Here is a 14,089-nt window from a genome sequence, read left to right on the forward strand (position 1 = left end):
AACGCCGACTCTGTTCTTCGTCCAAAACGATGCTTACCGTTGCGCTTCTCGTCTTCCCAGGCGTCCAGGCACTCGACGTGTTCGGGCCCACCGACGTTTTCTCGGAGGCCAATCGCCTGCTGCCGCCCGAGGCGCAATACCAGCTCGAGCTGATCGCAACGGAACGCGACACCGTGCGCTGCTCCAGCGGTGTACGGATCGGCGCGGACCGGTACTTCGACGAAGCAGTCGGCCAATACGATTTGCTGCTCGTTGCGGGCGGCCCGTCGCTCGTGGAGCAGCCGCTTGCCGATGCGGCGCACGCATGGCTGCGCGAAGCCAGCGCGCGCGCCCGACGCTTCGGTTCCATCTGCAACGGCGCGCTTACGCTGGGGCGCGCGGGCTTGCTCGACGCGCGTACCGTGACGACGCACTGGAACGACGCGGCCGCGCTCGCCACGATGTGCCCGACCGCGAACGTCGAATTCGACCGTATCTTCATTCAGGACGGCAATCTCTACACCTCGGCGGGCGTGACAGCGGGAATCGATCTTTCGCTGTACCTGCTGGCTCAGGATCACGGCCCGGAAATCGCGCTGAACGTGGCGAGACGACTGGTGGTGTTCGTGCAGCGCGCGGGCGGCCAGTCGCAGTTCAGCCCGTATCTCACGCCCTACGCGGAGGAATCGTCGCCCATTGCCCAGGTGCAGCAGTACGTGCTCGGACATCTGAATGAAGATTTGGGCGTGGAAGTGCTCGCCTCCATTGCGCAGATGAGCAAGCGAAACTTCGCGAGAATCTTCTTGCGCGATACGAACGTGACGCCCGCCGAATTCGTTGAGAGCGCGCGCATCGACGCGGCGCGCGTGATGCTGGAGAACAGCACCGCGCCGTTGAAAACGGTGGCCTTTCGATGCGGCATGCGTGACGCCGACCATTTGCGCGTGGCATTCAAGCGCAAGCTGGGCACCACGCCGTAGCAATATCGCGCACACTTCGGCGCCGTCACTGCCAGGACCAAACGCACCGTGAAAGCGGATTCGTAGCAGCGTCGTTGCGCCTACGCCCCCGCGCGCACCTCGCGCCGGACCGCCTGCGGCGGCACGCCAAAGCCGCGCACGAACGCCTCGCGCATGTGCCGCCGGTCGCGAAAGCCGGTCTCGCGTGCGATGACATCGAGCGGATGCGTGCTCTGCTCGATCATGAGCCGCGCCGCCTCCAGGCGCAGGCCCTCCACGGCGCGCGCGGGCGACTGCCCCGTTTCCGCCGTGAACACGCGGCTGAACTGGCGCGGGCTCAGGTGCACGGCCTCTGCGAGTTGTTCCACTGTGAGCGCGCTGCCCAGATTGCGGCGCGCGTAGTCGAGTGCGTTCTGGATGCGGTCCGATTTCGGAGCGAGCGCGAGCATTTCGGAATGCTGCGACTGGCCGCCCGAACGACGCTGATGCATGACGAGCTTGTGCGCGACGGAGCGCGCCGCCTCCGCGCCGAGGTCGCGTTCGACCATGGCAAGCGCGAGATCGAGCCCCGCCGTCATGCCCGCCGAAGTCCAGACCGGCCCGTCGACGATATAGATGCGGTCGTCTTCCACGCGAATGTCGGGAAAGCGTTGTTGCAAATCGCGCGCGTAGTACCAGTGCATGGTGGCGCGGCGGCCGTCGAGCAGGCCCGCCTCGGCCAGCACGAAACCGCCCGTGCAGATGCCCGCCACCCGGCGCGCGCGGCCGCTCGCGCGGCGCAGGAACGCCAGCACCGCGGGCGCTGCGCTTACGGCAAGCGGGTCGTTCACGCCCACCACGACCCAGGTGTCCACCCGGCTGCGCGCGGGCGCAGGCGTGCGCTGCGTGTCCACGTTCATGCCGAGCGACGAACGTACCGCGCCACCCTCCATCGAATAGTTTTCGATCGCGTAGAACGGCGAACCCGCCACCATATTCGCGTATTCGAAAACGCTTTGGGTCGCGAGCGTCATCACCTGGAATCCGTCGCTCAGCAGGTAGCCGATGCGGTGCATGTCCTACTCCCGTCGCTGCATGTCCCAAAACACGACCTTATACGTCATTTGCGCCACAGTCAATCGCGGCCAGGCGGGGCCTCGCCCCTGCAACCTACACCTCCCGCTTGCTGCGCCCGTATAGCAGCAGCATCGCCGCGATCACCACGCCGTAGATGATCTGGCGTCCCGCCTCCGGCATCTGCGCGACCGAGAGAATGGACTGCAGCAGCGTGATGAGGATCGCGCCGGCGACGGTGCCGAGGTACGAGCCGCGGCCGCCCAGAATGGACGTGCCGCCAAGCACCACCGCCGCGATCGCGGGCAGCAGGTAAGCGTCGCCCATCGACTGCGCCGCCTTCGACGCATAGCCCGCGAGCAGCACGCCGCCGAACGCGGCGAAGGCGCTGCACACGGCGAACGCGGCCACGGTCACGAGCCGCGTATCGATGCCGGAAAGATACGCCGCGCGCTCGGTGTTGCCGATCGCGTACAGCGTGCGGCCGAAGGTCGTACGCGAGAGCAGGAAGATCGTCGCGGCCCCGATCATCACCCACAGCGCAACAGCATTCGGCACGCCCGGCACGAGCCAGCCCGCGGCGAGCCATCGCATGACGTGCGGCGCGGAATCCTGCGGCGACGATCCGCCCGTATAGACGATCATGATGCCCTGCGCGACCGCATTGGTCGCGAGCGTCGCGATCATCGAAGGAATACGCAGGAGTGCGACGAGAATACCGTTTACGATGCCGATCAGCATGCCGCAGCCAATGCCGACCGGAATCGCGAGAATCTCCCCGAGTTCGCCATGCCCCGCCACGGCACATGCCATCATCGCGCCCACCGTGATCGTCCACGGCAATGAGAGGTCGATGTGGCCGAGCAGTATCACCATCATCAACCCGGTGGCGATGATGCCGAGAAACGCGCCGACCTTCAGCTGCAGCAGGATGTACTCCGGCGACGTGAAGTTGCGCGAATACATCCCGCCGACGAGCAGCAGCGCAATGATGCACGCGAACGCGATCACGATCGGCTTGTCGATCCTGCGCGTGAGCCTCGACACGAAGGTGGTCCGGGTGCTTGCAGAAACGCCGCTCATTGGAACCACTCCAGACGGTTGCGCACACTGAACAGCCCGCACGCGCCAATCGCGACAGCAAGCAGGAGAATCACGCCCTGGAATAGCGGCTGCCACAGCGCGTCGACGTTGAATACGAACAGCAGGTCGCCGATAGAGCGGAATGCGAACGCACCGAAGATCGCGCCGATCGCACTGCCCTTGCCGCCGAGCAGCGACACACCGCCGATCACCACGGCGGCAATCGAAAAGAGCGTGTACGAGTTCGCGCTGCCGAGGCTCGCTTCGCCGGTGTCGGTGAAGAAGGTCAGAAAAAGGCCGCCCATTGCGGCGAGCAGACCCGCCAGCGTATAGCTCGCGAACTTGGCGCGGCGGATCGGCATGCCGGAGAGAAAGGCCGCGGGTTCGGACGAGCCGGTCGCATACGCCGCGCGGCCCACAGCCGAGTGTTTGAAAGGAATCCAGACGATCGCCACGGCGGCGATCAGAATCAGCAGACTCGCGGGCACGACGCCCGCGACCTTGCCGGTCAGGGCATCGGCGAGATCCTCGTTGATCGTTCCGCCGGGCACGGGGCGCAGCAGCAGCGCCAGCCCGTAAAACACGGCGCCTGTCGCGATCGTCGTCACGATCGGCTGCAGACGGCCGAAAATGATGATCAAGCCGTTGAGCGCGCCGCACAACGCACCCGCCGCGAGCACGCCGACGATGCCGAGCGCGCTGTGCAGCGCGTCGCCCGTGACGATCCAGGAGCCGATGCAATTCGTCAGCACGAGCATCATGCCGATAGAGAGGTCGATGCCGGCCGTGAGCACGACGAGCGCCTGCCCCATCGACACCAGCGCGAGCAGCACCGCCTTGTTCGCCGCGGTCTGAAACACGTTCGCCGATAAACTCGACGGATAGTTGAAGAGGTAAATCCCGAACATCAGCACGAACAGGCCGAACGCGAACGCCGTCCCGCGATTTTCTGCATACCAGTAACGCAGCCCGCTCATGGCGCGACTCCCGTGGAAGGCGAAACCTGCGCAACCTGTCCGATTTGTCCAACCGGCAGGTCCAGTGCGCTGGCGATCAGGTTCTGTTCGGTGATCGCCGGCCCGACCAGTTCCTTCTTGATCCTGCCTTCGTACAGCACGAGCACGCGGTCGCAGCAGCCGATCAGCTCGTCATAGTCGGTCGAATAGAAAAGGATCGCGGCGCCTTCGTCGGCCAGGCGCCTGAGCAACTGATAAAGCTCCTGTTTGGTGCCGACGTCGATACCGCGCGTCGGGTCACTGAGGAGCAGGATTCTGGGCTTTCGGATCAGCCACTTCGCGATGACCACCTTCTGCTGGTTGCCGCCCGACAGCGAGCCCACGGGCGCGTCGACGCCGTGCGCCTTGATCGCGAGCAGTTCCATCATTCGGTCAACGAAGGACTGCTGGCGATTGCGATCGATCACGCCTGCGGTAGACATGCGATCGAGCGCGGCAAACGAGAGGTTCTCGCGCACCGACATCGGCAGCATCAGGCCTTCGGTCTTGCGGTCCTCCGGTATCAGCGCCATGCCGATTCCTCTCGCGCGCGCGGTAACCGGGCTGCCGATCGACACCGCCTTGCCGTCGATCTCGATCTTGCCCGTAGAGCCGCGCAGCACGCCGAACAGCGCGAGCAGCAGTTCGCGCTGCCCTTGCCCGTCGAGACCGCCCAGCCCGAGAATTTCACCGGGCTTCAGCGAAAAGCTGATGCCCCGCAGCGTGTCACTCCACGCGAGATCATGGCAGGCGAGAACCGGTTGGCGCCCGGCCTTTTCCGCGGGTTTGTCGGGGAATACATGCTGATACTTCCGGCCGATCATCATTTCGATGACCTCATTATCCGAGCGCGTGCCCGCCTCGAAGCTCATCACATGACGGCCATTGCGATACACCGTGCATTCGTCCGCGAGCGCCTTCACCTCGTGCATGCGGTGCGAAATGAAGAGCAGCGCGAGCCCCTCTTCGCGCAGGCGCTTGAGCACCTCGATCACGCGCGCCACGTCGGCGGCGGTCAGCGCCGACGTGGCCTCGTCGAGGATCAGGATGCGCGGTTCGTGCGCGAGCCCCTTGGCCAGCTCGACCATCTGCTGGCGCGACAGCGGCAGGTCGCGCACTTTCGCGAGCGGATTGATGTCGGCTGCACCCGCGCGGGCGAGCGCCTCCTCGGCCTGGCGGCGCTGGGCCCGGCGGTCGATCATGCCGAAACGGCGCGGCGGGTTCGAAGCGAAGATGTTGTCGGCCACGCTCAGGTCGGGGATCAGCGACAACTCCTGATACACGCAGACGATGCCGACCGCGTTCGCCCCGGCGGGCGAGGCGAACGAGACCTCACGGCCATCGAGGTGCATCACACCCTCGTCCGGCTGCACCACGCCGGACATCACCTTCAGCAGCGTCGACTTGCCCGCGCCGTTCTCGCCGAGGATCGCGTGAATGCGGCCCTTTCGCACCGCGAGTTCCGCGTGATCCAGCGCGACGGCGCCGCCGTAGCTCTTCGACACGCCAGACATCTGAAAGAACGGCTGCTCTCCACCCTGCTGCATGCTTCGCCTCCCGTCACGTCACGCGGCAATCACGCGGTCACTGGTTGCCCTGGCTCTGCTTCATGATTGCCTGAGCGGAGAAGTTGATGCCGCAAGTGGGAAACGAGTTGCCCACGAAGAAGTTGTCCGACTCGTTCGGGAAATAGTTGACGCCCGCCTTCAGCATCGAATCGTCGGTGACGTCCAGCGGCAGCTTGATCGCCACGGGAATGGTCTGTCCATCGAGCGCCGCGAGCGCCGTCTTGATCGCCACGGCCACCTGCGCGGGACCGGTGCCCGCCGACGTGCACTTCAGGCCCTGGGCGCCGTACTGCGCGCAGAACTTGCGAAAGCCGTTCTCCGTCTCGCCGCCGAACGGCACGAACGGATGTTTCGCATCGATCATCGCGCGCACCACCCCCGTGTCGCCGCCCTGCGCCGAAATGCCGTCGAAATGGCCCTGCACGGCGATGGCGTCGGCGGTGGCCTTCTGCGCGACCGCGTCATCCCACTTGCCGTAGACCTGCACGACGTTCCACTTCTTGCCGGTCTCGTCGAGGGTCTTCGTGAAGCCATTGTGCCGATCGGTGTCGACCGAGGTGCCGGCCACGCCGCGGACTTCCAGCACCTTGCCGCCGTTGGGCACATGAGTCGCGAGCCACTTGGCCCACAGCACGCCAAGCCCGTACTGGTCGACGTCCACGTTGATCGCGTCTTCGCTGTCGAGCGTATTGTCGAACGCGACCAGCACGACGCCGGCTTTCTTCGCGCGGCGGATCGCGGGTCCGAATGAGGCGGGATTCTGCGCGTCCACGATGATCGCGTCGTAGCCGGCGTCGATGAAGTTGTTGACGGCCGAGATCTGCGCGGGCACGTCCTCGCCCGTCGAGACGACCTTGAACTCCTTGAGCTTGGCGGCGACGGCCGGTTCCGCCGTATAGGCCTTGGCCGTCTTGATCATCTGGATACGCCAGGTGTTGGCGATATAGCCGTTCACGAGCGCGACGCGGTACGGCCCGCTCTTCTTCGGGTACTTGATGAATTTGGTGTCGGTCTTCCAGGGCACCATGCATGTGGGGTCGCTGGACGGGCCGGAAACGATCGATGCCTGCGCGAAAGCCGCGCCTGCGCACAGCGCCATTGCCGCGGTCGCCGCCGCTCGAAGCACCTGGATTCCTGAAAGCATGTTGTCTCCTTATTGTCGGATAGAACTTACTGATAGCCGGCGCACCGGGCTCGTCGGGAATGGCCGACACCGTGTGCGTGACGCAGGGAATCTTGCTGGATGTGCTGCAGCGGGACTGGAACGGACGCGCCGAACCAGCGGAATGACCTCTTCAAAGGCGTCCCCTCGAAGCAAAACGACGGGCATGCGTGAACGCCTCCCCGTCTGACAGTACTGGCATACCAATCTGCGCGCGATAGTGGTTTACCACTGGACCCGGCGCAGGGCCCGATTTGGCGTATATCGGGCGGAAACCCGCGCCACCTCTATGCTTGGCGGCGCGGCAACTGGTGTACCATTCTGGCGAACTTCAGCCGCCGCCCGGCGGCTTCGACGCTTTCGAGAATCCTGGATGGCCGATCTTTCGCACACGCCAACCGGTCGCGCCGCCGATGCGGACCCGGCCGACCGCTCCTACGTCGGCCTCGCGAAACAGATCTACGACCTGATCGCGGCAGGCGACTTCGGGCCTCGCGCCCGCCTGCCTTCCGAGCGTACGCTGGCCGACCGCTTTGGCGTCAGCCGCACACAAGTGAGAGAGGCGATCATCGCGCTCGAAGTGCAGGGCGTGGTCGAGGTGCGCGTGGGGTCGGGCATCTATGTGGCCGGCGCGCAGGAGGCGCGCTCCATCGCGTTCGAACTGCCGCGCGGGCCGGGCCCGATCGAGACGCTGCGCGCGCGGGAAGTGATCGAAAGCGGGATCGCGGCGCTCGCCGCGACCGAACGCAAGGATTCGGACCTCGACCGCCTCTTCGCCGCGTTGCGCGCGATGCGCGAAAACATGGACGACAAGGCGGCAAACGAGGCCGCAGACCGCGAGTTCCATCTGGCCATTGCGGGCGCGACCGGAAACGAAATGCTGCTGCACGTGGTGAGCGCGATGTGGGACAGCTCACGCGCCGACCCGTTGTGGAAAAAAATCGAGGAGCACTTCCATACGCCCGCGTTGCGCGCGGCTTCGCAGGAAGACCATCAGCGCATTTTTTCGGCCATCATGGCGCGCGACGCGGCCGCTGCGCGTGCGGCGATGCAGGCGCATCTCGCACGCGTGATCGGCGAGTTCACGCAAGCCTGGCGTTAGCCCCCTATGCAGCCGCAGGCAGCGCGCTTTCCTCGTGCGCAGCCTCCAAGGGTGTGACCGGAGGCGCCACCGGCGGCGTGTCCGCCGTCTCGCTCACGCGGAACGTCGCCACGGCTTCGGCCATCTGGCTCGCCTGCTGCTCGAGCGACCCGGCGGCCGCCGCCGCCTCTTCCACGAGCGCCGCATTCTGCTGCGTGACCTGATCCATCTGGCTTACCGCGGTCTCGACCTGCTCGATGCCGGCGCTCTGCTCCACGGTAGCCGAGGCGATCTCCTTCATGAGGCCCGACACCTTGTCCACCGAAGCGACGATCTCGGCCATCGTCGCGCCCGCCTCGCCTACGAGCGAGCGGCCGTTGCGCACGTCGTGCACCGAGGCGTCGATCAGCGACTTGATCTCACGCGCCGCGGAGGCGCTGCGCTGCGCGAGCATGCGCACCTCGCCCGCGACGACGGCGAAGCCGCGCCCCTGCTCGCCCGCGCGTGCGGCCTCGACCGAAGCGTTGAGCGCGAGAATATTAGTCTGAAACGCAATGCCGTCGATGATGCCCGTGATGTCCGCGATCTTGCCCGAGCTGCGGCTGATCTCCTCCATCGTTTCGATCACCTGCTCGACCACGCGTCCGCCGCGCTGCGCGACATCCGCCGCCCCCGTGGCGAGCGCGCTCGCGGCATTCGCATGCTGCGCGTTCTGACGCACGCTCGACGTGAGCTGCTCCATGCTCGACGCCGTCTGTTCGAGCGACGCAGACTGCTGTTCCGTGCGGCTCGACAGATCGAGATTGCCCGCCGCGATTTCGCGTGCACCCGTGTTGATCGCATCGCAGCTCGATCGCACGCTGCGCACCGTGTGGCTCAGGCCGCCCTGCATGCGCCGCATCGCGCCGAGCAACTGGCCGATTTCGTTGCGGCCGCCACGTTCTATATGGACCGAAAGATCGTTCGCGGCGATCTGGTTCAGCACTTCCACCGCCTCTTTGAGTGGCGCAGTAACGAGGCGGCGCAGCGCCATATGGGTCGCAACGACGAGCGCCAGCGCACCCAGCAATCCCACCGCCACCATCGCCATCACCCAATTGTGCTCGCGCTCGGACTGGTCGAGCGTCGCGCGCGTGGCGGCATCGGCGTTCGCGCGCAGTGCGGCCACGCTCGCCGAAAACTGCGTATTCGCATTGGCGACATCCCCGGCAGCAAGCGTCGCATAGGTTGCCGTGTCGCCGGATTCGAGCGCCGTGGCCGCACGCCGCAGCGACTGTGCGAGCGCGCTCCACGCGCCGAGCAAGGCGTCGCGCTGCTGGGCCGCATCGACGTCGAACGGTGCGCTCGCGCGCAGCGCGGTGCTGTGCTTCGCGGCCTGATCGAAGAGATCGCGTGCGTCCTGCTGCGCCCGCTGTTGCGCTTCGGCGCGTGCCCCTGCATCGCTGGTTTCTTTCGCAGCCTGGTACGCGCGCGCCAGTGCCGTTTGCGCAAGTGCCGCGTCCTCGCGTAAGGCGAGCGCGAGCGCGTCCTGGCCCGCGACTTCGTGGATGAAACGCGCCGAGTCGTCGGCGCGGCCGATCATCAGGACACCTACCGCCGCACCCACCACCAGCATCGCTGCGAACGTGCAGAGCACGAGCAGCAGCCCTTTTCGAATCGTCAGATTACGCATTACCTTATTCCCGCTTCAGGGTCTCGACGTGGTTGGGACGGCATCGCTGCCCAGCCGGGCCAGCAGCATATTCGCCTGTTCGATCAATGTGGCGCGGTATTCGCCGGGCAACAGCACGTCGTCGGCCACGGCCATCGCTTCGCCGAGCTGCGCGCGAAACGCGAGGATCGTGCGTTCGATCTGCGCCGTGGACAGTTGCGGCAGCACCGCCTCGACGAACTTCGTCATCACCACCACACTCGCGCCGAAGCGCGAGATGGCCTTGCCATGCGCGCTCACAAGCGCGGTCATCGAGTTCAACAGCATCTCGTCACTGGTGCTCACGGGATTCTCCAGATACTTCGGCTAAAGGGGAAAAGAAAAGGCGGTCTTCAGCCAGCCACGCACGCCTCGAGCGCGCGCGGCATCAACTCGGCCGGCGCGGGACGCGCAAGCAGGAAACCTTGTGCGCGGTCGCAGCCGATCTCGCGCAGGAACTCGAGTTGCCGCGGCGTCTCGACGCCCTCGGCCACCACCGTGACACCGAGTGAACGCGCCATCGCAACGATCGCGCGCACGATCGAGCGATCGCGGGCGGCGCTTTTCTTCACACGCGGCGACATCCCGGGCCCTGGCTCGGCCATGTCCGCGAGGAACGACCGGTCCACCTTGAGCGTGTCGACCGGTAAGGACTGCAGGTACTTGAACGACGAATACCCCGTGCCGAAGTCGTCGATCGCGAGGCTGATGCCGCGCGCGGCGAGTTCTTGCAGTAACGCTTCGATGCCGCCCCGGCCCGACATCATCGCCATGCTCTCCACGAGTTCGAGTTGCAGCCGCGTGGCTGGCAGGCCTGTTTCGCTGAGTATCGTCGTGAGCTGATGCAGAAAGCCGTCGTGAAGACATTGCCGCGCCGAAAGATTCACGCTGATGCGGCCGAAGTCGAAGCCCTCGTCCAGCCACTCGCGCGCCTGCCGGCAGGCCTCGCGCATCACCCACGCGCCGAGCGGCACGATCAATGAGGATTCCTCGGCAATCGGTATGAACTGGTCGGGCGGCACGAGGCCGCGGCGCGGGTGCTGCCAGCGCACGAGCGCCTCGATATTGACGAGCGATCCACTCGCCACATCGAATTCGGGCTGATAGTGCAGCACGAGTTCGTCAGCCTCCAGCGCATGGTGCAGCTCGCTTTCGAGCACGATGCGCTCCATTGCCGACGACGTCATCGGCGCGGCGAAGAAGCGGAAGTTGTTCTTGCCCGCGTCCTTGGCCTCGTACATCGCGCGGTCGGCCTGCATGAGCAGTTGCCGCGGATCGCGCGCGTCGTCCGGATACATGCTGATGCCGATGCTCGGCGTGACGAACAGCAGTTGCTCGCCTATATGCATCGCGGCGCCCACGCGCCCGAGCAGCCCCTGGGCGATCTGCCCGACGTGGCGAATGTCTTCGATATCTTCGATCAGCAGCGTGAATTCGTCCCCGCCAAGGCGCGCCACCGTATCGGTCTCGCGCACCGCTTCGCGCAGGCGCGTCGCGATCACGGTGAGCGCCTCGTCGCCAACGCCGTGGCCCATCGTGTCGTTGATGAGCTTGAAGCGGTCGAGGTCGAGGAACAACACCGCGACGCGCTTGCCCGAGCGGCGTGCGCGCGCGAGCGACAGCGTGAGGCGCTCGGTGAAGAGCGTGCGATTGGGCAGGCCCGTCAAGGCGTCGTGCGTCGCGAGGTAGCTCAGGCGCTCCTCGGTCTCGCGGCGCTGCGTGATGTCCGCGAAGATCGCGGCGTAATGCGTGCAGCGGCCGCTCGGGTCGCAGATGCTGGAAATCGTCAGGTATTCCAGGTAAAGCGCGCCGTCCTTGCGGCGGTTCCAGATTTCGCCCTTCCAGTGGCCGTTTTGCTGCAGACTGCGCCAGAGCGCGCTGTAGAACGCCGGGCCCTGGCGGCCCGAGTTGAGCAGGCTCGCGTTGCGCCCTAGCGCCTCGTGCTCCGTATAGCCCGTGAGCCGCGTAAAGGCGGGATTCACGCGTTCGATGGTGCCGTCGAGGTCGGTGATCATCACGCCATCGAGCGTCGACTCCACCACCTGGTCGGCAAGGCGCAGGTTCGCGCGCGAGGCGAGCAGCGCGTCGTCGCGCTCGCGCAGCGCCATCTGCAACTCGCGCACGAAGCCGTCTTCGATGTCGTGCAGGATATGCGAGAGGTCGAGCAGGCCCGCGAGACTCCCGTCTTCGCCGATCACGCCAACGTGGCGCATGCGGTGCTCGACGAGATACTGACGCGCGGCGTAGAGGCTTTGCGAATGCGCGAGCGAGCGCAGCGGCCGGCTCGCGCGCGCGCCGACCATGCCGTCAAGCGTGCCTGTGGCAGCGAGGCGCACCACGTCGCGCTCGGTCACAATGCCAAAGTCGCCTTCGGGATAGCTCACGACGAGTGCACTCAGACGCCGCGCACGCATGCGCTGCATGGCATCGTGCAGGGACATGCGCGCGTCGACCACGAGCGGCATCGCCGCGTTGACCGAGCCGACCGTCTTCAGCCGCAGAAAGCACTCGAGCCCCTGGTTCATGACCAGGTCGGTTTGCGTGACGATGCCGAGCGAGCGGCCCGACTCATCCACCACGAGACAATGGCGGATGCCCTCGCGCTTGAAGCGCAGGGCGGCGTCGCGCAGACGCGTGCTTGCAGGCAGCGCGCGCACCGGATGGCTCATTGCGTGGCGGATGGGCAGCGCAAGCGCGGCGGCGTCTTCGTCCAGCGCGAGCGCGTCGTGCTCGGTCCAGATGCCGACGGGCCGCCCCATTTCGGTGATCACGATGGCGCTATAGCGCCGCTCGCTCATCATGCGCGCCGCTTCGCGAATCGGCACGTCGGGCCCGCAGGCAAGCGGCGGCCCTGAAAGTAGCTGCCCGATTTCCAGGTCCAGCGTGTGGTGTTGCATGTTGCGCCCCGAACCGCACTGCGATGTCTTTGTGAGATAGCGGGAAACTAACAGTGGGCAGGGGGCCGTCAATTGACGGAAATCAAGGTTTTGACCGCCCGAGACGACGCAAACGTTTGCGCTCCGACTAACCGGAATAACAGGGCGGCATCAACTGTCGCACGCCTGCGACAAACTTGATGCGCATAAACTTTTATACGTGGAATCGCACAATCTAGTTTTCTGGACGAATAATCCATTAAACTGGACGCCATGGATATCCACACCAATATCGCCCGCCGCCTGCGCGAACTGCGCGACGCCAAAAGCTGGTCACTCGAAGCGCTGGCCGAGCGCAGTTCGGTAAGCCGCTCGAACATCTCACTCATCGAACGCGGGGAAAGCAGCCCCACGGCCGTCGTGCTCGACAAGCTCGCCACGGCGCTTGGCGTTTCGCTTGCGTCGCTCTTCGAGGCGCCGGGCGACGATGCGCGGCAGGCCCCTTCCCCGCACGCCGCGGCCCCCGATCAAGCGGTTTGGACCGACCCCGAGTCGGGCTACGTGCGACGCAATCTCTCGCCGCCCGCATGGTCGCCCATCCAGCTCGTGGAAGTGCACTTTCCGCCTGGCCAGCGCGTGGCCTACGACACGAGCCTGCGCGACGCGGAAATTTACCAACAGGTTTGGGTGATGGAAGGCACGATGGAGATGACGGTCGGCGAGCGCCTGTGGCGGCTCGAAACCGGCGACTGCCTCGCGATGCGCCTGGACTGCCCTATCGTCTATCGCAATCCCACCAACAAACCGGCGCGCTATGTCGTCGCGCTCTGCAGGACCACTAACTGACCGGGTTCACATTCACATGAGCGAATCAATCAACGTACGCCGCCTCGCGGCTGAACAGGCGCAAGCCTGCGCGCCCGCGCTTGCGGACGTGCTCATCGACTGCGTGGAGGGCGGTGCCTCGGTGAGCTTCATGCTGCCGATTGCGCGCGAGACGGCGCTCGCGTTCTGGCGCGGGGTGGCGCAAGAGGTGGCGCGAGGTGAACGCATTCTGCTCGCGGCCGAAGACGCGCAGCAGCGCATTGTGGGCACGGCGCAGCTCGTGACGGCGCAACCGGAAAACCAGGCGCATCGCGCCGATGTCGCCAAGGTGCTGGTGCATCGCGCCGCACGCGGGCGAGGTGTGGGGCTGAGCCTCATGCTCGCAATCGACGAGGCGGCAAGGCAAGCCGGAAAATCGGTGCTCGTGCTCGACACCGTGACGGGCGGCGCGGCCGAACGGCTCTATGCGCGCGCGGGATGGGAGCGTGTGGGCGCCGTGCCGAATTACGCGCTGATGCCGGACGGCGCACTTTGTGGCTCCACGTTCTATCACAAGCAACTGGTGAGCTACTAGTCCATTGCGTCATTGAAAAAGCACCTTATTTGGTATTCAATGAAACACATGGAAAAGATGAACTTAACCACGCTTGAGCGCAAACAATTGCTGTCGGCGGCTCGTAGTCAAACGGTGCGCGCAGCAGACACGCGGCGTGCCCGGTTGATCCTGATGCTTGACGACGGAGAGACACGTGAGGCGATCATGCAGCGGCTGCGCTGTGACTCCCGCTTCATTAGCCGTTGGTCGAGCCGGTTTCTGG

The 14,089-nt window shown here is 65.6% G+C and carries 13 protein-coding genes; 5 read left to right on the forward strand and 8 right to left on the reverse strand.

Translation table 11 applies throughout. The features are described 5' to 3' along the window. Positions 1–29 precede the first annotated feature (29 nt). A complete protein-coding gene (locus M3I54_RS05235) occupies positions 30–959 on the forward strand; it encodes a GlxA family transcriptional regulator (protein ID WP_254333616.1) in 930 nt (309 codons plus the stop codon). A gap of 80 nt (positions 960–1,039) precedes the next feature. Here M3I54_RS05235 and M3I54_RS05240 read toward each other — a convergent pair whose 3' ends face one another. The 5 genes from M3I54_RS05240 to M3I54_RS05260 form a co-directional block, all read right to left on the reverse strand. Beyond that, on the reverse strand, positions 1,040–1,993 hold the full coding sequence (locus M3I54_RS05240; protein ID WP_254333618.1) for a GlxA family transcriptional regulator: 954 nt from the start codon (positions 1,991–1,993) through the stop codon (positions 1,040–1,042). Between the two features lie 94 nt (positions 1,994–2,087). Further along, a complete protein-coding gene (locus M3I54_RS05245; protein ID WP_254333620.1) occupies positions 2,088–3,074 on the reverse strand; it encodes an ABC transporter permease in 987 nt (328 codons plus the stop codon). After that, positions 3,071–4,051, reverse strand: coding sequence for an ABC transporter permease (locus M3I54_RS05250; protein WP_254333622.1), 981 nt, complete (start codon positions 4,049–4,051; stop codon positions 3,071–3,073). Before M3I54_RS05250 ends, M3I54_RS05245 begins: the two co-directional genes overlap by 4 nt. Further along, on the reverse strand, positions 4,048–5,616 hold the full coding sequence (locus M3I54_RS05255) for a sugar ABC transporter ATP-binding protein (RefSeq protein WP_254333624.1): 1,569 nt from the start codon (positions 5,614–5,616) through the stop codon (positions 4,048–4,050). Before M3I54_RS05255 ends, M3I54_RS05250 begins: the two co-directional genes overlap by 4 nt. A 37-nt stretch (positions 5,617–5,653) precedes the next feature. Then, the gene (locus M3I54_RS05260) at positions 5,654–6,781 is read right to left on the reverse strand and encodes a sugar ABC transporter substrate-binding protein (protein WP_254333626.1); all 1,128 of its coding nucleotides are present in this window, start codon (positions 6,779–6,781) and stop codon (positions 5,654–5,656) included. A gap of 391 nt (positions 6,782–7,172) precedes the next feature. Here M3I54_RS05260 and M3I54_RS05265 point away from each other — a divergent pair, with 391 nt between their 5' ends. Then, positions 7,173–7,901: a FadR/GntR family transcriptional regulator gene (locus M3I54_RS05265; protein WP_254333628.1), complete on the forward strand. Its 729-nt coding sequence runs from the start codon at positions 7,173–7,175 to the stop codon at positions 7,899–7,901. 4 nt (positions 7,902–7,905) lie between these two features. Here M3I54_RS05265 and M3I54_RS05270 read toward each other — a convergent pair whose 3' ends face one another. The 3 genes from M3I54_RS05270 to M3I54_RS05280 are packed head-to-tail and all read right to left on the reverse strand — an operon-like array spanning position 7,906 to position 12,467. Continuing rightward, a complete protein-coding gene (locus M3I54_RS05270) occupies positions 7,906–9,552 on the reverse strand; it encodes a methyl-accepting chemotaxis protein (protein WP_254333630.1) in 1,647 nt (548 codons plus the stop codon). 15 nt (positions 9,553–9,567) lie between these two features. Continuing rightward, complete coding sequence (locus M3I54_RS05275; protein ID WP_254333632.1) at positions 9,568–9,876, reverse strand: hypothetical protein; 309 nt, start codon at positions 9,874–9,876, stop codon at positions 9,568–9,570. 47 nt (positions 9,877–9,923) lie between these two features. Continuing rightward, positions 9,924–12,467: an EAL domain-containing protein gene (locus M3I54_RS05280; RefSeq protein ID WP_254333633.1), complete on the reverse strand. Its 2,544-nt coding sequence runs from the start codon at positions 12,465–12,467 to the stop codon at positions 9,924–9,926. A gap of 252 nt (positions 12,468–12,719) precedes the next feature. Between M3I54_RS05280 and M3I54_RS05285 the strand changes: the two genes are divergently transcribed. The 3 genes from M3I54_RS05285 to M3I54_RS05295 form a co-directional block, all read left to right on the forward strand. Further along, positions 12,720–13,292 carry a helix-turn-helix domain-containing protein gene (locus M3I54_RS05285; protein ID WP_254333635.1) on the forward strand — a complete coding sequence of 191 codons (573 nt, stop codon included), beginning with the start codon at positions 12,720–12,722 and terminating at the stop codon, positions 13,290–13,292. A gap of 16 nt (positions 13,293–13,308) precedes the next feature. Further along, complete coding sequence (locus tag M3I54_RS05290) at positions 13,309–13,845, forward strand: GNAT family N-acetyltransferase (RefSeq protein ID WP_254333637.1); 537 nt, start codon at positions 13,309–13,311, stop codon at positions 13,843–13,845. Between the two features lie 48 nt (positions 13,846–13,893). After that, positions 13,894–14,089 (forward strand): helix-turn-helix domain-containing protein (locus M3I54_RS05295; RefSeq protein ID WP_254333639.1); only part of this gene is annotated, 196 nt, incomplete at its 3' end.

The sequence above is a fragment of the Paraburkholderia sp. CNPSo 3274 genome, from assembly GCF_024206475.1.
Classification (GTDB): Bacteria; Pseudomonadota; Gammaproteobacteria; order Burkholderiales; family Burkholderiaceae; genus Paraburkholderia.

Coding starts and splice junctions, on each gene's coding strand:
- M3I54_RS05235 (WP_254333616.1), top strand. CDS start 30: ATGCTTACCGTTGCGCTTCTCGTCTTCCCAGGCGTCCAGGCACTCGAC.
- M3I54_RS05240 (WP_254333618.1), bottom strand. CDS start 1,993: ATGCACCGCATCGGCTACCTGCTGAGCGACGGATTCCAGGTGATGACG.
- M3I54_RS05245 (WP_254333620.1), bottom strand. CDS start 3,074: ATGAGCGGCGTTTCTGCAAGCACCCGGACCACCTTCGTGTCGAGGCTC.
- M3I54_RS05250 (WP_254333622.1), bottom strand. CDS start 4,051: ATGAGCGGGCTGCGTTACTGGTATGCAGAAAATCGCGGGACGGCGTTC.
- M3I54_RS05255 (WP_254333624.1), bottom strand. CDS start 5,616: ATGCAGCAGGGTGGAGAGCAGCCGTTCTTTCAGATGTCTGGCGTGTCG.
- M3I54_RS05260 (WP_254333626.1), bottom strand. CDS start 6,781: ATGCTTTCAGGAATCCAGGTGCTTCGAGCGGCGGCGACCGCGGCAATG.
- M3I54_RS05265 (WP_254333628.1), top strand. CDS start 7,173: ATGGCCGATCTTTCGCACACGCCAACCGGTCGCGCCGCCGATGCGGAC.
- M3I54_RS05270 (WP_254333630.1), bottom strand. CDS start 9,552: ATGCGTAATCTGACGATTCGAAAAGGGCTGCTGCTCGTGCTCTGCACG.
- M3I54_RS05280 (WP_254333633.1), bottom strand. CDS start 12,467: ATGCAACACCACACGCTGGACCTGGAAATCGGGCAGCTACTTTCAGGG.
- M3I54_RS05285 (WP_254333635.1), top strand. CDS start 12,720: ATGGATATCCACACCAATATCGCCCGCCGCCTGCGCGAACTGCGCGAC.
- M3I54_RS05290 (WP_254333637.1), top strand. CDS start 13,309: ATGAGCGAATCAATCAACGTACGCCGCCTCGCGGCTGAACAGGCGCAA.